Origin of the sequence: Ideonella sp., from assembly GCF_041914305.1 — a bacterium.
In the GTDB taxonomy this organism is placed as follows: Bacteria; Pseudomonadota; Gammaproteobacteria; order Burkholderiales; family Burkholderiaceae_C; genus Ideonella.
In genome coordinates this window covers 14869-35229 of sequence record NZ_JAYSDQ010000010.1, presented here as the reverse complement: position 1 = coordinate 35229, position 20361 = coordinate 14869, and the positions used below count along the sequence as shown (strand labels likewise).

The 20361-nt window shown below is 65.3% G+C and carries 16 protein-coding genes; 2 read left to right on the top strand and 14 right to left on the bottom strand.

What is annotated here, in order from left to right; all coding sequences use genetic code 11:
• Window positions 1-66: 66 nt before the first annotated feature.
• A complete protein-coding gene (locus ACE3SG_RS14535; protein ID WP_374566049.1) occupies window positions 67-414 on the bottom strand; it encodes a hypothetical protein in 348 nt (115 codons plus the stop codon).
• Between the two features lie 12 nt (window positions 415-426).
• Window positions 427-2100, bottom strand: coding sequence for a hypothetical protein (locus tag ACE3SG_RS14530; protein ID WP_374566047.1), 1674 nt, complete (start codon window positions 2098-2100; stop codon window positions 427-429).
• Between the two features lie 266 nt (window positions 2101-2366).
• Here ACE3SG_RS14530 and ACE3SG_RS14525 point away from each other — a divergent pair, with 266 nt between their 5' ends.
• Complete coding sequence (locus ACE3SG_RS14525; RefSeq protein ID WP_374566045.1) at window positions 2367-2954, top strand: hypothetical protein; 588 nt, start codon at window positions 2367-2369, stop codon at window positions 2952-2954.
• 43 nt (window positions 2955-2997) lie between these two features.
• On the opposite strand, the gene ACE3SG_RS14520 is transcribed toward ACE3SG_RS14525, so the two are convergent.
• From ACE3SG_RS14520 to ACE3SG_RS14470, 11 genes are all read right to left on the bottom strand, one after another.
• A complete protein-coding gene (locus ACE3SG_RS14520; protein WP_374566043.1) occupies window positions 2998-3468 on the bottom strand; it encodes a hypothetical protein in 471 nt (156 codons plus the stop codon).
• A gap of 24 nt (window positions 3469-3492) precedes the next feature.
• Window positions 3493-4014, bottom strand: coding sequence for a hypothetical protein (locus ACE3SG_RS14515; RefSeq protein WP_374566041.1), 522 nt, complete (start codon window positions 4012-4014; stop codon window positions 3493-3495).
• 29 nt (window positions 4015-4043) lie between these two features.
• Complete coding sequence (locus ACE3SG_RS14510) at window positions 4044-4952, bottom strand: hypothetical protein (protein ID WP_374566039.1); 909 nt, start codon at window positions 4950-4952, stop codon at window positions 4044-4046.
• 3 nt (window positions 4953-4955) lie between these two features.
• A complete protein-coding gene (locus tag ACE3SG_RS14505; protein WP_374566037.1) occupies window positions 4956-5375 on the bottom strand; it encodes a hypothetical protein in 420 nt (139 codons plus the stop codon).
• A gap of 8 nt (window positions 5376-5383) precedes the next feature.
• Window positions 5384-5878, bottom strand: coding sequence for a hypothetical protein (locus ACE3SG_RS14500; RefSeq protein ID WP_374566036.1), 495 nt, complete (start codon window positions 5876-5878; stop codon window positions 5384-5386).
• Window positions 5879-6001: 123 nt separating this feature from the next.
• Entirely contained in the window at window positions 6002-7972 is a 1971-nt protein-coding gene (locus tag ACE3SG_RS14495; RefSeq protein WP_374566034.1) for a hypothetical protein, read from the bottom strand.
• Between the two features lie 62 nt (window positions 7973-8034).
• On the bottom strand, window positions 8035-8802 hold the full coding sequence (locus tag ACE3SG_RS14490; RefSeq protein WP_374566033.1) for a hypothetical protein: 768 nt from the start codon (window positions 8800-8802) through the stop codon (window positions 8035-8037).
• Window positions 8792-10459, bottom strand: coding sequence for a hypothetical protein (locus ACE3SG_RS14485; protein ID WP_374566032.1), 1668 nt, complete (start codon window positions 10457-10459; stop codon window positions 8792-8794). The genes ACE3SG_RS14490 and ACE3SG_RS14485 overlap by 11 nt, the downstream gene beginning before the upstream one ends.
• 137 nt (window positions 10460-10596) lie before the next feature.
• The gene (locus ACE3SG_RS14480) at window positions 10597-10749 is read right to left on the bottom strand and encodes a hypothetical protein (protein WP_374566030.1); all 153 of its coding nucleotides are present in this window, start codon (window positions 10747-10749) and stop codon (window positions 10597-10599) included.
• Entirely contained in the window at window positions 10742-11344 is a 603-nt protein-coding gene (locus tag ACE3SG_RS14475) for a hypothetical protein (protein ID WP_374566029.1), read from the bottom strand. Before ACE3SG_RS14475 ends, ACE3SG_RS14480 begins: the two co-directional genes overlap by 8 nt.
• 33 nt (window positions 11345-11377) lie before the next feature.
• Complete coding sequence (locus ACE3SG_RS14470) at window positions 11378-17956, bottom strand: N-6 DNA methylase (RefSeq protein WP_374566028.1); 6579 nt, start codon at window positions 17954-17956, stop codon at window positions 11378-11380.
• Between the two features lie 304 nt (window positions 17957-18260).
• On the opposite strand from ACE3SG_RS14470, the gene ACE3SG_RS14465 reads away from it, so the two are divergent.
• Complete coding sequence (locus ACE3SG_RS14465) at window positions 18261-19172, top strand: hypothetical protein (protein WP_374566026.1); 912 nt, start codon at window positions 18261-18263, stop codon at window positions 19170-19172.
• A 57-nt stretch (window positions 19173-19229) separates the two neighbouring features.
• On the opposite strand, the gene ACE3SG_RS14460 is transcribed toward ACE3SG_RS14465, so the two are convergent.
• Entirely contained in the window at window positions 19230-20339 is a 1110-nt protein-coding gene (locus tag ACE3SG_RS14460) for a hypothetical protein (RefSeq protein WP_374566024.1), read from the bottom strand.
• Window positions 20340-20361: the final 22 nt, after the last annotated feature.

Genomic DNA, 20361 nt, shown 5'->3' with positions numbered 1-20361 from the left:
TGAACCCCAGGCTGGTTGCCGAGCTGGCGAACGAACGGACGAGACAAAAAAGGAACTCCCGATGGATCAGCTCTGCAGCCGATCGAACTTCAGTTGGCCTGGCCGAGGCTGGGCGCGATTGAACTGCTCGACGACGTTCAGCAGTTGCGCGCGGTGGAGTGCATCGCGAATCGTCACCAAGCGCGAAGCACCTGGTGGCAGGAACAGGCCCGTGTGCCTGCACGCGAACTCGGCCGTGCTGTGGTTGCGTAGCCAGTCGGCAATCGGGTACTGCTGATCTCCCGGTGGCGGGGCCACGGTCTCCGCGAATTCGCGGTCGGCTTGCGTTGGAGTTGCGGCCACTTCACCAGGCTCGATGCCTGGAAACGGCGGGGCCACCGACCCCACCTCACCGGTTGCTTTCTTGCGTGTCATGCGGGGCCCCTATCAGTTCAGGTTCGTCACGTCGATGACGGCACAGCCCAGCGCGGAAGGCTGGTGCGGGTTCACCTCGGTGTAGTCACGCGCGTACATCGCCGACTGCTTGGCCAGGTCGCTGTTGGTGGCCAGCGGCAAGAAGGTCGGCGCGACGGCGTCGCCCAGGACGATCGGGTTGCGGCCGGCTTGGGAGCTGCGGCCAACTGCGAGCACCTTGGCGGTTTTGAGGTCATCCGATTGCGTCGGGCCGAACGGGGCGTAATACACCTCGTACTTGTCGTACAGACGCCCCACGCGGTAGATGCCCGCCCGTGCCGCGATGCCGGAGGGGCGAAACAGCTCGCTCGGCAGGCTTTGCATCTGCGCAGCGATGAACGACGGCGCGTACAGGTGCGTGATGCCATGATCCATCGTGTCCTCGGCCATCTGTTGATCCGCGTTGGCGATCACCGAGGCGAAGTCCTGCCAGATCTGCGAACGGGTCTTCTGAGCGATTTGGCCCGAGAAATCGAAGTTGTAGGCCACCCGGTTGTTGCCGCCCAGTGCCTCGACCTTGCGCAACGCGTTGAAGTGCCGCTCCATCGCCATCTGGTTGCGGATGGCGATCAGGGCTTCGCTGTCGGCATCCAACCCCAGTTCGTTGCGCAACTGGGTGTTGGAGTCGATGCCCAGCCGGGTCATGATGCGCCACGGGTTGGCGTACAGCGTGTAGGTCTGGGCCAGTACCTGCATCACCGGGATCAGCGCCGGGGCGGTCTCATAGTCCACGATGCCCTCGGCCGTCAGCGCGCTTCCTGCGGGCAGCGGCGGGTTGATGCCGGTGATGCTGATTTCGCCGGTGGCAGGCGTGACGACGCCCACCATGGCGTGGTCAACACCCTTGAGACTGAACACACCGCTGATGGCGCTGGTCGCCGTGCTGCCGCCGGCCGTATCGCGCGCCACGGGAATGCCGTTGACGAACACGGTGGTTCGGCCGCGCAACACTGGAACGCCAGTCTGTGCAGGGTCGCAGAAGCCGCGATCGTCGGCCAGATTCACGGCCGTGAACTTGCTCGTGAAGGGTGAGTTGCCGCCCAGCTCGAACCGGACCATGCGTTGCGCCGACGCGTAGACGCCACCGACGTTGACGCCGTCCATGATCGCGCCCTGCCCGTAGTCGCCGTAGTCGGAAGCCGCCGTGTGAGACAGGATCGCGAGCTTCGACTCGTTCGACGAAATGTCCACCGGCAGGTACGACGCGAACGGAATCGCCTCGGCAATGGCCGAGAGGATGGCCACCACCGCTCGGTTGGGCTGCAGGCTGGTCGGCGCCGACGTGGACGAAGTCGCGGAGGTACCCGTGACAGAGTCCATCACGTTTCCGTGGGCATCGATGCCGTGCAGCGCCGACTTGGCCTGCTGGATGGCGGCCTCGACGACGTCGGCGGTGGGCGCAACGCCGTGCTCGCTGCGATAGTGGGTGATGCCGGCGCCGATCGAGTCCAGCAGCCGTGTTGAGTCGCGATCACTCAACACGCCCAGCAGTTTGTCCAGCGTCGCGGGCAACGCGATGCCGGGCGCGTTGGCAACCGCTTCGCTTACGGACCGGTCTCCGACGACGGTGACCGAGTCCAGAAACGCGGCGACTTCTCGGGTGGCCCGGGTGCTGTACTGCACGGCGGGTGCGGCGGATGGCTTCATGAGGCTCCAGTAGGGGGTTACCTGTGCGGCCTGGGAAAGGCCGGGGACTGGAGCGAATTCTTGGGGTGGGGTTTTAAGGCGGGAGGGGGCGTTTTCCCAATCGAGCGCCGAACGCAGCCCGTGCTGGCGAGAACCGGCGGCGGCCTGTAGGCGGTAGCGGCTTGCGATCAGCTGCGACTCTCTGGCATTCTTGGCAGATGAACCAACCTCGCACTCGGGGCACCAGTCGGCAGATCTCCCCTGCCACGGCTTCGCCACCGCTGCCAATGGACGCGGTAGCCGCCTACGAAGCGCTTATGGGCACAGTGCGAGGACGCTTCCTGGTTCTTGATGTGGATGTCGATGGCGAAGGGGCCTTAAACAGAGCCGAGCGCTTCGCGCTGCACGTCAGAAAGACTGTGGAAGCTGTCGCCTTTGCCGCACTCAGCGCAACCGAACACAAGAACGCCGGTCAACTGCTTCAACAACGCACCAAGGACGCAAGTCAGCTGCTTGCATGGCTCAACCGCAAGAAGCTATTGCGATTGCCTCAGTCGCAACGCCTCGCACCTTCGACAGATCCGCGATACAAGGCCATATCTGACGGACGTCCGACTGCCGACCTCGATGCGGCCGACTTACAAGGAATGTTTTCTCGTGCAAGCGCGCTGATTCATGAGCGGCACCCAGAGCGTTTATCCGAAGAAGGTCTTGCAATCGAGTTGCAGGAACTTGAGAGGGATGCCCGAGCCTTGCGGCACTGGCTATGGAACCACATAGTGTTCCTTGGGAAAGAGGGGTTTCTGGTGCAGATGGGCATGTTCGGCAGCCCCAGCTTCATGGGTCACGTATCACGCGCCGCCCCTTCGAACTAGGCACTCTCGTGGCGGCCTGATGGTTCGCTATCACGCTACGCAATCACGCAGATGTCAGCTGGCTCAATTCTTCCCGAGCCAAGCCGACCGCCTCCAACAAGCCGTCGCGCTTGGCAGTCTTGGCCTTCAGGGTGTTGACCGCCGATGTTCGAATGCCCGCTGGAACGGGCGCGTTGGCCTTGGCCAGCGCGCGCTGAAACGCCGCGCGCTTGCGCTCCAGCCACCCAGCAATCTCCGTGATCGCCTCACCGTGATCGTCCTGGTGCCGAAGAGGAATGGTCGATCCGTTCACCTTCACTTCGAAGACATCACCGGTCGTCTTCACGTTCATCACCACGACCTGGCCATCGGCAAACGTGAAAGCGATCGAGCGAAAGGCAACCCCGGCCCGCTTGGACAGCGTCTGCGCCACGTCCGTGCTGACGACTTGTGCGCCCGCTTTCTGAAACAGCCGGCTGGCCGTCACCAAGGCCTTGTCCTTGGCCTTCTCAAAATCAAAGAGGATGGATTTCATTGTGGTCTCGGTTCGCGTCGGGATTCACATCTGTGTCGTGGGCTCGGCCGTGCCGGGGTGTCGGTGGGCGTTGAAGACATCGCGCATGCCGGACATCGTCTTGGCCCCGCCCGCATCGGCCACATTGCCAGCGGCCGTGATGTCGGCATGGGACACGATGCTGCCGCTGACGGTCAGGTTTTTGTCCATCGTCACGTCAGCTCCGGTGATCGCCACCAGACCGTCGGTGATCGTGATCTGCGTAGCACCGACCGTCAGCAGCATCGTGCTCTCGGCAATGAGCTGCATGTTGGCGTGCTGCCAGCGCCGCCAGCCGCTGGTGTTGGCCGCACGCGGCGTGCGGTAGCCCATGATGATCGGAAACCTCGGGTCGCCCCCTTCGAACATCAACCACACAGGGTCACCCGCAAGGATGCGAATCTCGGTCGTCGCCGCGTTGTCGCCAAGGGCGTTGTTGAACACGGCCTCAGGAAGGGTGTCGCTGCCATCCGTGATCCCTTCGATCAGGACGCGGCATGCGCGCGCGGCGGGGTCGTAGCTGACCACCTCGCCTGGCCAGAGGCTCGGTAGCATGTTCATGTGCTCAGCTCGCCCAGCCAGTACAGCGAATAGGTCTCCTGACGCCCCGGCTGCTCCCACGCCAGCACATGGGCCGCGGTGATGACAATGTGAGGCTCGTCGTCGACATCAATGCGGACGCCCGCGTTGATTTCGGGCGACAGCGCATTGCGCAACTTTCTGGACATCACCAATGCCGTCCCCAGGTTGTTCAGCAGGCGCACGTCGGCGCGAGGCCGGTAGGCCGCGCGTCTGGCAACCCCTCGCCGTCCGGTCACGAATGCGTTGCTCGGCGACGTGCTGATTCCAAAGGGGATGGCCTGGCGCTCCAGGAAGGCGCTGGCCAGGCGCTCGGTGGCCTCGCCGCGCACGGCCTGTGACGCCCTGGCGTCACGTAGCTCGGCAAGCCTTCGAAACCCGATCCGTCCTGCGTCATAGACCAGCGCGCCGGCTTCCTCCTGCAGAACTTTGGCAACCTCGAACGAAGGCGTCATGCCGACGAACGCAGAGAACTGCGGCGCGGTGAAATCCCCGTCGATGCGCGCCTGCGCCCCGCACGCGCGGTAGATGGCGCCCAGCGTCGTTCGCTCACGGATCACGGCTCGCCCGAGCGGCCGGGCCATCGGTTCACAGGACGCCAGCAGCCCGGTCGCCGAATTCGTGCTGAGCAGCCGATCCCCCTGGACATGGGCGCCGCCGACAGGGCCCGATTCATCGGCGTGTTGGACCTTGACCAGTGTGAACGCCACTTGTTCGGATCCAACTCGAATCACGGCACCTTCGGTCAGCAACTTTTGAGTCTCCTCGGTCTGGCGGACCGTCAGCTCGACGGTGGCCGGAACTGGCGTCAGGTCCGTGCGCAGCACCAGGCGCACGATCAGGTCGCCGCGCAAGGGTGTGGAGGAATCTGGTGGGTAGACGTTCACGGGCTACTCCACCGTCACGGCCGCCGCCGCAAATGCACGGGAGGGCACTCCGTCAGATCCCTCCATCAAGGCGATGTCTCCGGCGATCTCGCTGACCGGCCGGCCATAGACATCCAGCCCCGCGGCGCGGCTGGCCTCCAGGCGCAGGGCCTGTTCTCTTTCGACGTACAGAGCAAACAGCGGCCGGACGATCGACCACTCGCCGGTCGTCAGGTCTACTGCCAAGTGGATCAGGCGCAGATCGATGGACGTATCAACGGGCAACCCGTCAGGGTCGACCACCACGAGGCTTGCGACGAACCCGTGGGCTGCATAGAAGCGCAAAGCCGCCACGGCGCATTCCGCGGCTTCAGCTTCGGTCAGCACAAGCCATCCGGGCGAGCGCGTCGCCACGAACTCGGCGACCAGATCAGCGAGCGTCACGGATGAACTCAGACGACGATGTTGCCGGCGACCCTTTCGCCGAAGAAGTGGAAGAACAGCGTGCCGGTCACGTTGGTCACCTGGCTGCGGTTCTCCCAGTCACGGTCTGGTGCCTCCGGCACAAAGAAGCAGTCCCGCAGCTTCCACGCGTAGTGGAAGGCTTCGGGCGTGCCCTCGTAGGCAGTCGCCTGAAACTTGGCTCCGCCCGCTGCCACGTCGGCCAGGAACTTGGCGATCGAGCCGGAGACCGTTTCGGACAGGGTCAACGGCCCCTGGTGCGCCGTCTTGAGCGCCTGAGGCTGCCAGCTCTGCAGGCCCATCGGCCCGGGGACTTCGATTTCTCCCATGACGCCGATGACCGGCCATGGAAACTGCTTGGTCAGCAGCGTGAGTTCCTCGTGGCCATCGATGACCAGCATGGCGTCGGAGGACACCGACTTGTCGCCCAGCAGGCGGGCGGCGTTGTAGTGCCCCATCAACACGGCGGCGGTCTGAACGGACATAGGACTTGGGGCAACGTTGCGTTGCCGCGAAGTCTGTCGACCCACGATGGTCGCTCGTGGTTGCGTTTTCCCAAACGAGATGACCGAGCGCTCAGCGCGCAGCCTCCGGCGCTGCTGCCCCGGCTATCCGCCCAGTCCCCCCGTCACGGCGTGGGCGATGGTCCTGTCGCGTACGTTCTGGCCAACAGACTCCTGAACGACCACCACGGTGGAATCTCGCCGGTCCGCAATCGGCATGGCCGGCGGCGGCGCGTCCTGAGGAACCGCTGGCAACTTCGGCATGACCGGCAGGCTAAGTTTCGGCGGATTCGACATGCTCAGCCTGGGCGTTGCTACCGCGGTCGCCGGCCCGGTGACCGGCGTCACGGTACCCGCCTTGAAGCCTTCGACGCGCGCCATGGCATCCAGGATGGCCGCACGCTCGGCCGGTGAGTAGTCCGACATTGCCTTGTTTGCACCGCCCACGGCCGCCAGCACGGACTTCTGGTAGCGAGCCGTGTCGTTCTCCTTCGGCGGCGCATAGCGCTCAATCGCAGCCTTCAGGTCCAGGCGCCTGTATTTCGCCCCTTCGAAGAGCATCTTGCCCTGCGCCTGCCTGCCGGCAGCCAGTGTCGGAAACACCGCAAACCGCCCATCGGACCCCACGGCGCCGAGCGACTTGGTGTACTCGTTGAACTCCAAGTTGCCGGGATTGTTGTTGCGCCAGTTGCGCGCGCCAGTCCGCCTGGACAGCGTGCCGTTGGCCTCTTCGACCTCGGTGTAGCCCTTGCCGGCGGCCACCACGCGGCGCACGCCTGCGGCCACGGTGTCGGCGGCCCCTCCGATGACTCTGGACAGGGCTTGCGCCGGGCGTGCCATGACATCGGCCACGACGCGCGCACCAGCACCCACTGCCTCGCCTACGCGCTGCGGCAGCGTCTTCGCCTTGGCATCCACGCGCCTCGGGTCGTCGATCACCCGCCCGCTGGCATCCAGCGCCGGGTCGCCCGTAAAGCCTTGTCGAAGACCGGTGGTGGCGTCACGGATCCACGTCGTCGCCTTCTTCCGGGCGTCGTCCACGAATGAGCGGACGTTGTCGAAGGCGTCGAACACCTTGGCCAGGATGCCGGAGCTGTCGAGCCAGGCGTAGATCTTTGTTCCGATCCAGGTACCCATGGCGCCCGCAGCCAGGCCGGCAAGCACCGGCAACAGCGCGGCGGCGATAGCCGGCAGCAACCGCCCCAATGCGCCTGTCATTGCACCGGCCATCGTTCCCAGCAGGCCGCCGCCGTTGTTTGCATCACCGCCGTACGCCGCCGTAGCACCGTCGGCCGCTCGCCTGCGGGTCAAGGCACTGAGGATGCGGCCGTACCAGCGCTCCCGCCTGGATTCCTTGCGGCGCTCGCCCATCGCCGAAAACATCCCCCGGCCCAGCGGCGCGACCACGTCCTTGATTTCTGCAGCAGCCTGCAACGTGGGATCAACGCTCGATGCGCCACCGCCGGCCGCGTCCAGCAACCCGGCAACGACCGACCTGGCAACGGCGTGGGCTGGCCCGCCAACACCGTCAGCGTCCACCGCACTGTCGCTGCCGTCTCGCGGGCCACCACCAGCGAATCGACCGTTCGCCGAACGATGTTCCGCGCGACGGGGCGTCACCACAGGCGCGTGGCCTTGCAGCAGTTGCGTCGGGTCGGATGTCGCCGGCCTCGTGTAGGCGGCACTCAGGAAGCGTCCTCGCACGTCGCGCGAGCGCGGCATCACGATACGGGTCCGCACGTCCGACCCGATCTGCGCTGCTGCACGCGGTCGTCCGGTTGCCCCGGGCGCCGTGGCTGCGCCGTTCGTGGGCCGAGCCCCCGCCGAGCTGCCTCGCCCGGCCGGCTTCACGGTCACGGCACCAATTGCGCTCGCGGAAGCAGCGCGGCGACGCCCGGCATCCAACGCCCGTCCGGGGGCGCTCGCCTTGGCGCCCAATGCGCGGGCGATGGCCGCCACATCCGCCGAGATGCCACGCCAGATCGCCCGGTCCTGCTGCGTCGTTCGCAACAGGCTGCGGTTCGTGTCCAGCAACTCGCCGACCAGGAACCCTTGCGCATCGCCGCGGAACGTCATACGTCTTTTCGTCTCTCGTCTATGGTTGCGCCCATGCTCGCGCTCGTGCCCTCAGTCCCGGGTCAAAGCCCCGTGAACGAATCAAACTGCGTGAAGGTCATGTTCAGTTCTGCCAACGCCTGTTCGCGCCGCGACAGCTCATGCTCCACCGTCACCGGCCGCATCCACACATGGGCCGAGTACGGCTCGCTGCCGGAAGCGGCCACCACCTCGGGGTCGGGCAGTCCGTGCACCACCTCGATGAAGACACAGTAGTCGCGGGGCAAGCCAAACGTGCCGTCCTGGGCCACGGCCTGCGAGCACTTGGCGTCGAACCAGGACTTGAGCGTGCCGATCTCGTCGTCCATCGTGGTGATGCGCAGCTCGACCGCCTCGCTGCCGGTGAGCCGGTCCATCACGGCGCCGCCAATGGCGACCTTGTCTCCGGTCAGCGTGGCCGGGTTGTAGCTGACGTCCACGGCCAGCAACTGCAGCACGCCCTCGGCGTTCAGGCCTGATCCCAGATTTGGCGGGTTCAAATCGGTGATGCGGACGTAGAAGTTCGCCTTCATCGCCGGGCGAGCGCGGTGAATCTCCCGAATCCGCTCCATCGCCTGCAAGGGCGTCATCCCACCCAGCAGCGAGTTGGGCGTGTTCTCGAACTGAGGCCCAAAGACGTTGTCGAGTTGCTGGCCCGCGTGCACGATCTGGGATGCCAGCTTGACCTGCGCAGGCGAGAGCCGCGACGCCACCGCCACGGCGGCCTTAGCGCCAGCCGTCTGCAGCGCCGTCGCCTTCAGCTGCTCGCGGTCAACGTTCGCTGCGCTGAACCGCCGGGGGTCAAACAGCATCGGCGGTCTCCTGTTCCTGCGGCTCGGTGCCGCCCTCCAACTGGTTGTTGGCACCCGGTGCACCGCCCCGCCCGCCGTCGCCGCCGAACCCTTCGCTGGCTGCCTTCTCTTCCTTCTTGGCTGCAGCCAATGACTTGGCGTACAGCTTCGCGTCCGCCTCGTCCAGCTTCATGACGTGGGTCAGCAGGTGCGACAGTGCGCCCTCGTCCAGGCCGCTGTCCTTCAGCGTCGTCAAGGTCTGCGCCAGCAGCGCCCCTGCGTTGTAGGCGTCGGCGGTCGTGCGTTGGCGCTCGTTCTCCAGCGCCGAGATCGAGCCATAAAAGTTGATCTGCCAGGGCCGGTTGCCTGGCTCGTACTTGACACCCTTCTTGTACGCCAGGTGCACATCGATGATGTGGCTGAAGAAGTCCGACAGCGCCGTGCGAATCGTGCGCGAGCGCTCGGCCGCCTGGATGGATGTCCTGAAGAACCCGCCGTCGCCAAGACCGCCGCTCATCAGGTCGGCAAAGCCCAGCATCGAGATATCCACGCCAAGCGCCCCGCCCAGCAGCTTCGCGTGGAACATCACGTCGTCGACGTTCACGGTACCGGCCCGGCCCGTACCTGCGCCGCCTGCCGAGTTGACACCCTGCAGTTGCATGACTTGCTTTTCGGCGTAGACGGGCAGCATGTGGCGGACCCGGCCCAGCAGGTAGGCGCCTGACTTGACGGCAGTCTCGGCCAGCTCCTTGGAGCGCATCAGGATCTTGGTTACCGACCCGAGGAACGTCGTGCGCTGCTCCTTGGTCATGCCCGTGACGTTCACCGTCACGATGGACTCGTCAATCGAGTCGAGCACGCGCTGCCCGACCAGCCCCAGCATCGCGGCCGTGAACTTGTCGAACTGGTCTTCGGCATCGATCAGGAACGAGCCACCCGCGAGCGACGGCATCAGCGGCAGAGCGTTCACGTCGTCCTCGCGGATGCGCGTGCGCCAGGCCTTTTCGATGGCCATCGGCTGCGGCGCATAGATCATGCGCGGCATCTTCAGCCGCGCGATCTGGTCCATCGCCAACGTGTCGACGTACTTCTGGCCCGCTGCCACCTGGCACACCACCGTCTTGTCGCCCAGCTCGAACGGCTGCACCAGCGGCGGCAGCATCATCTCGTCGCTGATCGCGTTGACGACTCCAATGCCCTTGCTGGTGTACAGCCGCGCGAAGCTGTCGCCGTACGCGACGCCGTTGAAGGCGACCGTTGCCGCGATCCGGTTGAACAGCGCCCCCAGATCCGTGTTCAGCTCAGCCACCAATGCCTTCGCCGCGGCATCCTTCTGCGCCTCAGGCCTGGTCTCGATGAACACCATGTCCCCGGTGGTCTCGTGGCCCCCGAGCGCCGCCATTACATGCACCCGCAGCGCGCCGGCCACCAGCGGGTTGGCCAGCATCTGCTGGTACTTCGAATAGATGGCTTGGCGGGCACGCGCCTGCACCGTTCCCGAGCCCAGCAGCGGCGCGGTCGACAGCGGCTCGGCGCTGAAGCCGAACTCGCCTGTGCCACGGTCAACCTCGTCGACCCGGTCACGTCCAAACTCGGTGGCCGCTCCGCGGCCGAGCACTACGGCGAGCGCTTCAAAGATCGATTTCCTGGGTGCCTTCGGGTTGCTGCTCTTGGCCATGCGTGAACGAGCGGAGGCCAGCGGCCAAAGAAGTTCGCCCAATTCTTGAGGAGGCTGACGCGGTGGCAGGGACTGCGTTTTCCCAACAGCTCCTACGGCTACGCCCGCAGGCGCAGCCCTTGCATGGCGACGCCCCGCTACTTTCTTGGCAGGGAGCGATTGATTCGCACCAGGCGGCGCTGCGCATCGGCAATGAGGGCCGGACTGGCACCATCGGACACGGCGGCTGCATTGCCCTTGCTCAGGTCGATGGCGCGGCCGATCTGCCCGGAGCGTTGCAGTTCAGCCACCAGCTTCTTCGGATCGGAGCCCTCGGCCGCCAAGCTTTGCGTCGACCACCGCGGTCCACAACTCGCCGCCCTCCTCGAACCGGACCTGCACGTCGTCAAGGATCGGCTCATCCGGCTCGCGAATGGCCTGCCCGTAAGCCGCATTCATGCGCGCCAAACCACCGTTGGCGCGACCGAGCCGCAGGGTCTCCATATTGATGTCGAGCAGCGTGTACTCGCCCGCAACCGTCTCGTCCTGGCCTCCCAGCGCAAAGGTGGTGGTGCCGGCCATCAAATGGGCCCGGTAGTACTCGCGAAACTGCTCGCCGGCCACCAACGCCTGGTGTGCAGTCAGGCCACTTCCATAGGCCGCGCGCAGCTCCGCGCTGTCGACGTCGCCAAAGTCGTGGCCCTCGCCCCGCAAGGCTTGCTTGACGGACCACCAGTAGGGCCCGTACTGGAGATACCCGCCCGGCGCGCTGCGCAGCCGCTCGGCGATCACCTTTGCCGCGAACGCCTCGGGACTGTCGCCCGGATGAGCTTCAGCCAAGGACGCTGCACTGTTCTCGGCGGCCCGGGCGATCACCTCACGGTCGAACTGATACTGTTGGTACATGGATCTTTCTGAGCAACCCTGAGACTGCGGCCATCAGGCCGGAACGATTTGCAGTTCCTGCGCCGCCTGCGGATAGAGCTTGACCAGTTCGTCCCACGCCGCCGGGGTGATCTCCCACATGCTGCGCTTGCCGTTCCAGTAGGCCCGTTTGCCGGTCACTTGCGCGGCGTACTTGATCCGGTCCTTGTGCGCCATCGTGTTGCCGGTGACGCCGATGCTGCCGTAACTGTTGGGCAAGACGTTTTTGGGCATGGCGGCCGATGTCAACGGCGCCGCTTGCGCCTGTTTGACCTCACCGACATCGGAAGCCTTCGCCGCTTCTTGCTGCTGGATCTGCCGCGCCTTCTGATTGATCCAGCGCAGCGATTCACTGGGCAGCAACCCACGCCAGTTGTCCGCCGTGACCTCGTACCAGGGATAGACGCTGACCGCCATCTCCAGGCCCACCGCGTCGAGCGCTGACTGAGCGGCGGCTTCCTCGATCCGGGCCTTCCAATCGTCGCCCGGCGGCTTGGCAACGTCCGGGCGAACGGACGCCAGCAGGCTGCACAGTTGGTCCCCCTGCGTGTCGCCGCCGTACAGGTGCTGCAGATCAGCGCCGTTGAGCTTCTCTCCTGCCGCCGCGGCCGCCGTGGCCAGATCCGCCATTTTTCGGTAACCGTCGACCGACTGCCACAGGACTGTGGCCTCGCCAAAGGCATAGAGCACATCGTGTCCTTCCCAGCGAACAATGGCACTGGCTTGGCTGTCGGCGACGGATCGTGCAAACGCCGACAGCCCTTCCCCATCCGGATTGATGGGGTGGGCAAATAGCGGCGCCGGCAGCTCCACCAGGGTCGCCGAAGCCATGATCAGCGTCTTGGTCGTGCGCCGCGATGCAACGTCAGGGCTGTGGGTTGAGAACAGAGTCTTAGCCTCATGCTCTGACAGGCCATCGGTCGCTTTCTCAACGACGGCGTCATCCAGCCGTGCCGCCTCGGCCACCGCTTCGTCGTAGCCTGTCCCCCCAGGGTAGAGAGCCGTCCAGCCACGCGACAGCACGTCCGCCACCGAGCGGGCGCGCTCCTTCGGGGACACGAAGGTCGTAGCGCTGTCAACGACGGCCAGCTTGCCATCCGGGTCGCGCAGGAGCATGCCCCGGGCGACGAGCTTGCCGTCCATGATCGACGCCTGGCCCTCCTTGAAGGCCTCCACCAGGCCGGCGGGATAGCTGCCGACGGAGCTGTCGCCCACACGCGCGAAGTCCGCCAACGCTTCTTCCATCATCTTCTGCGCGGCGGCCACTTCGCTTGCCCAGTCGTCTTGCAGTGGGCCGGCCTCACGCATCTGCAGGTGATCCCGCACGTTGCGCTCGACCACCTCGCGCTGCTTGGCGTGACTCGAACGCGCGTAGTAGCCCGACACCGTCAGGACGGCGTCCAGGCTCGACGGTTTGCCCGGCGAATAGGCGCTGTAGCTGCGAACAACAAACTCGGCAGATTCTTCGATGTCCCGGCGCAAACCGTCGACGCGGGCCGTCAACTCTGCCACCCGAGTGGCGAGCTTGATCTGACCGGCAGGCGAGCGGGGTGTTCTGGTCCGCAGACCATCCAGTTCGTGCCGCACGTCGTACAGCGCCATGACCTTCTTCTCCACCCACTGTTTGGCCGTGGGGTTCTTCTGCAGGAACGCCTGCTGAGCACCGGCGGTGCGCAGGTTGATCACCTGGCGCGCTTGTGCCGATTCGGCGCGCGCAAGCTTCTCCTTGAGCTCGCTACGGGTACGGATGGCTTCTATGGCTGCGCCGTCGCCCATCGATTCGATCAGTTCGTCGTACTCCTGCGCCGTCAGCCCGCCCGAGACCGCCACCTCGTTGCCGCCGTCCTTGGCCATCACGCTGTCGATCCAGTCGCCCTTCTTGCTGGTCAGGCGGCGCTTGTAGGCGTCGAAGGTGCCATCGGCGTCGTAGTGGTAGATCGCGACCGATCCCGTCGTGTTGCCCTGGCGCACACCCCGGCCGTTGCGCTGGATCTGGCTGTCCGGGGTCCAACCGATCGTCAGATGGTGAATCGCCTGCGTTCCCTTCTGAAGGTTGATACCCACCTCGGCCTTGTCGTTGCCGATGATCGTTCGGTAGCGGTTGTCCTTGCCTTCCGCATTGAAGCCATCCTGAATCGCCTGCATTTGCTCGGCGTCCTTGATCGACTGCCCACTGATCACCGCAATGGCGGAAGACGCCACGCCCGCGTGCCGAGTGAGAAGCCGCTTGATCTTGTTGTGCAGCGGCAGCATGTCGCAGAAGATCAGCTGCTTGACGCGGCCAGACAGACTGCGGGGCTGCGCCTCTTCACCTTTGAAGTTCTCAAGCAACGCAGCGAGCTTTGGCGGGATACCCACCTCCAGCACCAGGCCCGCCTTCTCGGCCGCCACCTCGAAGGCCATCTGGTTTGCGTAGTCCATCGTGTCCAGCACGATGCGCTGGCCCTCGATCCTGGCCGCCAACCGGATGCGCTGCATCACAACCAGGTCGTCGCCGTCGCGCACCGACTTCGTCCCGACGACGTTCTCTGCGGCCGTATGCGGCCCCGGACGTGCCCGGGTCTCGACCTTGCCGAGCTTGTTGAACGCGGTGACGGCTGCTTGGGCCGCGTCCGCCTGGGCGGGTGCAAAGGTGTAGAAGGTGGCGCGCTCGTCCAGCTCCGGATCCGCGATCAGCATGCTCATCTTGTTGATGAGGTTGAACGGGTGGGCGATCAGGTCCATCGACTCGCCCAGACGCTCCTGTACGCGGCTCGCTGCCGCCAGTTGAGCCGGGGTGGGCTGCGCCGCGTTCTTGCCGAGCGCCCCGGTGAGGTAGCGCGCCGCGTAGTAGGCGTCCTTGTACTCAGCCAGAAGCTTGCGCACAGGTTCAGGCAACTGCACGCCGGACTTGCGCTCCTGGGCTTCAGGCAAGCGCAGATCGTCACCCTCCAACTTGACGTCCTTGGCCTTCTTGATGGTCGCGACAGCCCCGAGCGTGCGGCGCAGCAGCTCGACGTTTTGAAGCCCCTTGAAGACGCGGCAGTTCTTCGAACGGCCGTCGATCGTGAGTTCGTCGTCGTCCTCGACGTTGCACATGACCTCCATGAAGGCGTCGGCGCCGCGGGCGCCCATGCACAGGCTGTGAACCTTGCGCTCGCCCACCGCCAGGCACAGCATCGAGTAGATCTCCAGCGGGCTGTTGGTGATAGGCGTGGCCGTCAACGCGAGCACCCCGTCGCCCATCGGCGTGAGGCCGCGCACGAACCAGGCTTTGATCTGGATGTCCAGCCCGCGCTGCGACGCGTCGGCAACGCTCAGGAACTTCGCACTGGAGAAGTCGACTGTCTGCTTGCTGTTCTTGTAGGCATGGGCCTCATCGATCACGAGCGAATCGACGCCCATGTCTTCGAAGAACGGAACGGCCGAGGACTTGGCACCCGTGGCGGCCGTCACCTCGGCAAGCTTCCCGTCCGCGCGTTCCGCATCCGCTGTCCGGCTTCCGCCATCGAAGGACGGATCGACTTGTGCCAGGTACTGTTCGTAGGCTTCGATGGTCTCGTGTTTCAGCGGAATGCTCTTGAAGGCCTCCATCGTGCAGAAGATCTTCGCGTGGCGGTTTTCCAGAACGCGGGCGAAGTCGCGCGCATAGTTGGCTGGGTCCACCGTGGCGTCGCCGGTCTTGTCGTTGACGCTCAGACCAACGAACAGGCAATCCTCGGTGCTCTCGTAGGCCCGGCTCGCCTCGCGCCGCCAGTTCGACAGCACCGCACCAGGCACGATGAACATGGTCTTCTTCTTGACGCCGATGCCCTGCACGTACTGCGTCGCCGCGAGCGCAGTGAAGGTCTTGCCCAGCCCCACATCAAAGCCGTTGATCCCGCCGAACTTGCGGCCCTGGCGCCGGACGTAGGCGTTTTGGTAGCCGTGCAGCGTCAGCTCGGGGTTCAGCCCGCCGATGGCCAGCGGCGTCGAGTCGTCAACCTCGGTGAAGTACAGGCTCGCGGGGTCGTTGGCCGACTGGCGCAGCCGCTCCATGATCACCGGGTTCGACTTGACCCACTGGTCGAACTGGGCGCTGGCCTGCGCGGCCATGTCGCGCAGCATCTTGCGCCGACGCGCTTCCAGCTGCGGATCGGCCTTGGCGTCTTCCTCGCGGGTGCGGGTAGACAGGTTGCCGCGCTTCAAGTACTCGGCAAAGCGTTTCAGTTGACGCTCCCGCTCGGTCTGCGGCGACGAGATGTCGCAGATGATCACGGCTTCGCCGTCGTTGTCGAACGCCACCGTGAACGCCGGGTGCATGAAGCGGCGCAGGTACTCGGCCTTTTCCTCCAGCGACACAAAAGGGCTGAAGAGGTTAAAGCGCAGCTCGCCCGGGTTCACCCGCTGGACACGGTCGATCGCGCGGGTCTTCTGCCGCAGTAGTTTGTCCCGCAGCGGCCCTTCTGCCGCCGAGATCTCCGCATCGATGAGCGCCAGGAACGCCCCGAGGTTGCCGACGTAGTAGTCGTCCGCACGCGTGGCGCGCTTGCCGTCTGCGCTGACGCACCAGTCGTCGTCGGAGAGCGGATCGAACGCGTCGCCGTAGATCGCCTTGAGATCCGTCACATCCAGCGCAACGCCCTTGGCGCGGTACTTCAGCGCATCGACCTGCTCACCTGGCGTCAGCACCCTGCCGTAGGTGACGTCGGCCTGCACATCGCCACGCCAGACGGCGGAAAAGCCGTGCTTGGGCGAGTAAACAATGCGCGACTGCTCCAGTGCCTGCTTCGACGATCGCGACAGCAGCGCTGAGGGCCGCTTGGCGACCGAGTGGTTTGCCTGCAGTGCGTCGCTGAGCTTTGGGTACTCCTCGGCGTAGTTGAACCCGACGTCAGCGGCGTGCGCCCTCAGCACCTCGACAGCCGCTAGGCCTGCCACCAGCGCGTTCCAGACCGCGCTGCGCTCGGCATCGGCCAGTGCGGACACATCAGCGTGCACGCCTCGCAACCAGTCCGGCAGATCCAGGTCTTGAGAGCGCGTGCGCATCCCGGTGACATAGGTGTCGCCGTCGTCCCAGCGCACCGCCGCGTCAACGGCACGAAGCGGTGTGCCCAGGCGCTGGCCCAGATCATCGAGAGTGCTGTCGTCCTGGGTCTTCGGCAAGGCGACCCATTGCCCCTCACGCAGTTGGAGGGTCTGGCCGGCCATCGTGAGGGTGTCGCCGTCGTTGTAGACGATGGGTTCGGTCTCGGTCGCGTTGAGCTTGGCCCAGTCGATACGCGATCCGGGGAACTTGCGCAGCAGCTTGGCGATGTCGGCCACCGAGCCGCCATTGACCACGCGGTCGACATCGCGCACCTTGGCCGGGTTCTTGGCCACGAACTCGCCGAGCACGAAGCGCGTGCCTTCGCCCTTGAAGTACTCGCCACCAATGAACTCGGACCACAGCACGTTGGCCTCGGTGAGCGTCGCGGGGGCTTGTTCGCGCGCTTCGGCGATCTTGGTCGCCGCCTCGCGCCCGAACTTGCGTAGCACGATGACGTCGGTGATCGTGTCGGCGTCGGCGGTGCCGAACACGCTGTTGGGCAGCCGGTAGGCGCCCATGAACTCGGCCAGGTGGCTGGCTGCGGTGCGCAGGCGCTCTTCCTGGCCGCCCTTGCCGCTGACAACGCGGGGAGGGACGATGAACGTGGCCAGGCCGCCGGGCTTGAGCTTTTCGAGGGAGCGAAGAATGAAATAGGTTTCGAGCGAGGCGTCCTGGTAGCGCTCGTCCTTCAGGCGGTTGCGACCTCGCGCGCCGTTGTCGCCGAAGGGCACGTTGGTGACGACGGCATCGAACGATTCGTCGGGCGTCTGGCTCGCCACCGCTTCGAAGGGCGAGATGACGGCGTCATGGCCCGGCCCGCCGTTGACCAACTGGTTGATGCGACCGGACACCGAGTCCAGTTCCACCGCTTGCATGGCGACACTGGCCGGTGCGGTCGCGCCGAAGATCCCCACGCCGGCGCAGGGATCCAGAACCTTGCCGCCCTTGAAGCCCAGCTCGGCCAGCAGGTCCCACATGCCTTGAGCGATCGGCTTGGGCGTGTAGTACTCGTAGGCGCTGCCCTTCAGGCCATCCGCGCGCTGGAGGTTGCCGCCCGTGCCGCTGTAGCGGGCGAGCGTGGTCTTCTGCTCGGCGGTCAGGGCGTCTGCAGCGACCTCGCCGGCATCGATCTGGGCCAGCAGCGCCAGGGCCTGCGCGTTGTCGCGCTTACGTTGGGCGTGCTTGCGGTTGGGGTCGAAGTCGAAGAACTGCGCGGTCGCTACGCGCGGCCGGGCCAGGATCTCGGCGTCGCCGTCCGGCTGGAACGCAGCGGCGGCTTCGGGTGGCTCGTCGATCGCGGGCGCAGTCGTCTTGGCGACGACGGCACCCAGCCGCACCAGCAGCGCACCGATCTTCGCGGTGATCTGAAGCCGCTGCAGCGTGCCGAGCGTGCCTTGCGCTTCAGCAGCAACCTTCTGCCGAAGCAGGGCACCCAGTTCCACCGCGAGCCGCATGCGCTCGACGGCGTTCACGACGGGGACGCGGTCCAGCAGGGCGCGAAGCTGAATCTGTGCAGGAGCCCGTACAGCGGACTGGGCAGAAAACATGGGCGGCGTTCCTCGAAAGAGGACGCCGATTCTTCTTACGCGGTCAACGGCGGATGGGGGAGTTTTCCGAATCGGCCGGCAGCGGCCAGACGCTCAAGACCAAGCAGGCCAAGTCGCCAGGTCGGTGCTGTCGGGTGGGAGGTGGTGGCGAAGCAAGTCCGCGCGCCGCGATTCGTTGGGGCTGTTGCTCGGCTCGGTCCAACTCGCTTGGCCAGGCTCGCTCACCTCGTGTTGCAAGGACATTCTTGGCGACGCTGAAGCCCGCGGTCAGAATCGACACGGACATCCTCAATCGAGCAAGCCAATGAAACTTCGCACCTTTCGTCGCGGTACGTCGTTGCAGGTCGCCATGCGAACGCTTGCCGTCTTCGTCCTGCTCTCAACATCCACTTCGGCGGTTATGTCACTCAACATCAATGAACTTTGGGATCACAGCAAACCAGATCTGTCTGAGCAGCGGTTCATCGCTGCGCTCGATGGCGCAAGCGAAGACGAGAAACTGATTCTTCAGACCCAAATCGCCAGAACCCATGGCATTCGCCGCGATTTCTTGAAGGCTCGCGAGGTACTCGCAGGTGTTGAGCCCAAACTACCACGCACGTCTGCCGAGGTGCAGGTGCGGTATTTCCTTGAACTTGGCCGGACCTACATGTCCACCACGCATCCCGAAAGCGCCCGGACGCCCGAGAACCTTGAGGCTGCCCGGAGCAATTTCATGCATGCGCATGAACTGGCTGCCCGCGCCCGGCTTGACTTCCTGGCCATCGATGCGCTTCACATGATGCCGTGCGTTGATTTTGAGCCGGCGCTGCAGCTGGAGTGGAACGAAAAGGCCGTGGCCTACATGGAGCGGTCCGACCAAGCCGACGCAAAGGGATGGGAGGCATCGCTGCGAAACAACATCGGCTATGCCCGGCACCTCAAGGGTGAGTACGAGACCGCGCTCACACAGTTTCGGCTGTCGCGCGCAGCGCATGAGCGGGCCGGTCGAATCCGCAACGTGAGGATCGCCGACTGGATGATTGCCTGGACCTACAGGGCGCAGAAGGAATACGCCCAGGCTCTCACCATTCAGCTAGAACTGGAGCGGGCATGGGAAACCGATGGCGAGCCCGATCCGTATGTCTTCGAGGAACTGGAGCACCTGTATCGTGCGCTTGGCGACCAGGAACGCGCCGCGCACTACGGCATCAAGTTCAAGGCGACTCAGCAGTGAGTGCGCCAAGGTTGCTTTTTCCGCCAGTACGAGCCCATCGGCGATTTACGGCAAGTCCTACTTCTGGGGGAGTGGCTTGTACACGGCGTCCACTTGCGCCCAAAGAACGTCGTCGGCCTGGTCGTAAATGAAGCTGAGCATGGTGACGTCCCCCGAGGCTCCGCCCAGAACGGGCGGCAGATCGCCCGGCCACTTGAATCGATCGCCGAACCCCAATGCGTAGCCGCCAGTGTCAGCCTGTGTCAGCTTCAGCTTCAGGGGTTGCCCGCCCATCAGGCCCGCTGGCTTGTCGAGCGTCGCGTCGGATGACAGCGTCAGCCGCGCGTTGTTCGACAGCCGTGCATCCCAACGTACCAGCGTCCCAGGCTGCTCGATCTGCAGATCGATGAACGCCACCGCCTGCCCCGCGGTGAACTGTGTGGCCACATCCACGCGCGACTGGATCTGCAACGTCTGCCCCGGCCCGCCGTCCGTCAATTGGATGCGGGAGCCGGCGGCGAGTTGACGGGCCTGGGCAGTGAGACCCATGGCGCCCACGACGACGAAGGGCACGCCTGCCACTTCGGCCACATCTGCCTGAGCCTTTGCGGCGACTTCGGTGGCGAGCGCGGCGGCACTGGTCGCAGCGCTGATCTCCCCGGCCAGCACATCGACTTGCTCCTGCGCTGAAGCCGCCGCAGACACCGCGCTGTCTGCGGTGCGTTGGGCGGTGTCCGCTGCCGAGGCAGCAGCGCCTGCCGCCAAGACCGCGTCGTTCGCGGCAACCGTGGCCGCGGATGCCGCCTCCTGTGCTGCTGTCGCATCCTCGGCGGCGTTCTGCGCCGCAATGAGCGCCTGCGACGACGCAGCCAGCGCCGCCCCGTTGTCCGTCGCAAGCTGTGTCAGCAGCGTGGGCAGACCTGCGATGTCTTCCTCGACGTGCTTGTGCCCCTCGTCGGATTGCACCAGCAGTCGTTCGCCATCGCTGCGATAGCGCGTGAAAGGCGCCGCTTCGGCGCGGTAGATCGCATCGACATCGCTCAGCACATCCGCAGACGGTGCATCGATCTCCTGCGGCGTCAAGGCCACGGGCATCGGCATGGCACCGATGGTCTGGCGCAACTCGGTGGCCTGGGCCGGCGACAGCGGAATTTCCGAGCCATCGTCGGCCCGCAGTGCGATCGTCATGACGTCATCCACCTCCGCGTCG

Bases quoted from the DNA above. Each gene is read 5' to 3' on its own strand.
- ACE3SG_RS14535 (WP_374566049.1), bottom strand. From the start codon at position 414: ATGACACGCAAGAAAGCAACCGGTGAGGTGGGGTCGGTGGCCCCGCCG.
- ACE3SG_RS14530 (WP_374566047.1), bottom strand. From the start codon at position 2,100: ATGAAGCCATCCGCCGCACCCGCCGTGCAGTACAGCACCCGGGCCACC.
- ACE3SG_RS14525 (WP_374566045.1), top strand. From the start codon at position 2,367: ATGGACGCGGTAGCCGCCTACGAAGCGCTTATGGGCACAGTGCGAGGA.
- ACE3SG_RS14520 (WP_374566043.1), bottom strand. From the start codon at position 3,468: ATGAAATCCATCCTCTTTGATTTTGAGAAGGCCAAGGACAAGGCCTTG.
- ACE3SG_RS14500 (WP_374566036.1), bottom strand. From the start codon at position 5,878: ATGTCCGTTCAGACCGCCGCCGTGTTGATGGGGCACTACAACGCCGCC.
- ACE3SG_RS14495 (WP_374566034.1), bottom strand. From the start codon at position 7,972: ATGACGTTCCGCGGCGATGCGCAAGGGTTCCTGGTCGGCGAGTTGCTG.
- ACE3SG_RS14490 (WP_374566033.1), bottom strand. From the start codon at position 8,802: ATGCTGTTTGACCCCCGGCGGTTCAGCGCAGCGAACGTTGACCGCGAG.
- ACE3SG_RS14485 (WP_374566032.1), bottom strand. From the start codon at position 10,459: ATGGCCAAGAGCAGCAACCCGAAGGCACCCAGGAAATCGATCTTTGAA.
- ACE3SG_RS14475 (WP_374566029.1), bottom strand. From the start codon at position 11,344: ATGTACCAACAGTATCAGTTCGACCGTGAGGTGATCGCCCGGGCCGCC.
- ACE3SG_RS14470 (WP_374566028.1), bottom strand. From the start codon at position 17,956: ATGTTTTCTGCCCAGTCCGCTGTACGGGCTCCTGCACAGATTCAGCTT.
- ACE3SG_RS14465 (WP_374566026.1), top strand. From the start codon at position 18,261: ATGAAACTTCGCACCTTTCGTCGCGGTACGTCGTTGCAGGTCGCCATG.
- ACE3SG_RS14460 (WP_374566024.1), bottom strand. From the start codon at position 20,339: ATGACGATCGCACTGCGGGCCGACGATGGCTCGGAAATTCCGCTGTCG.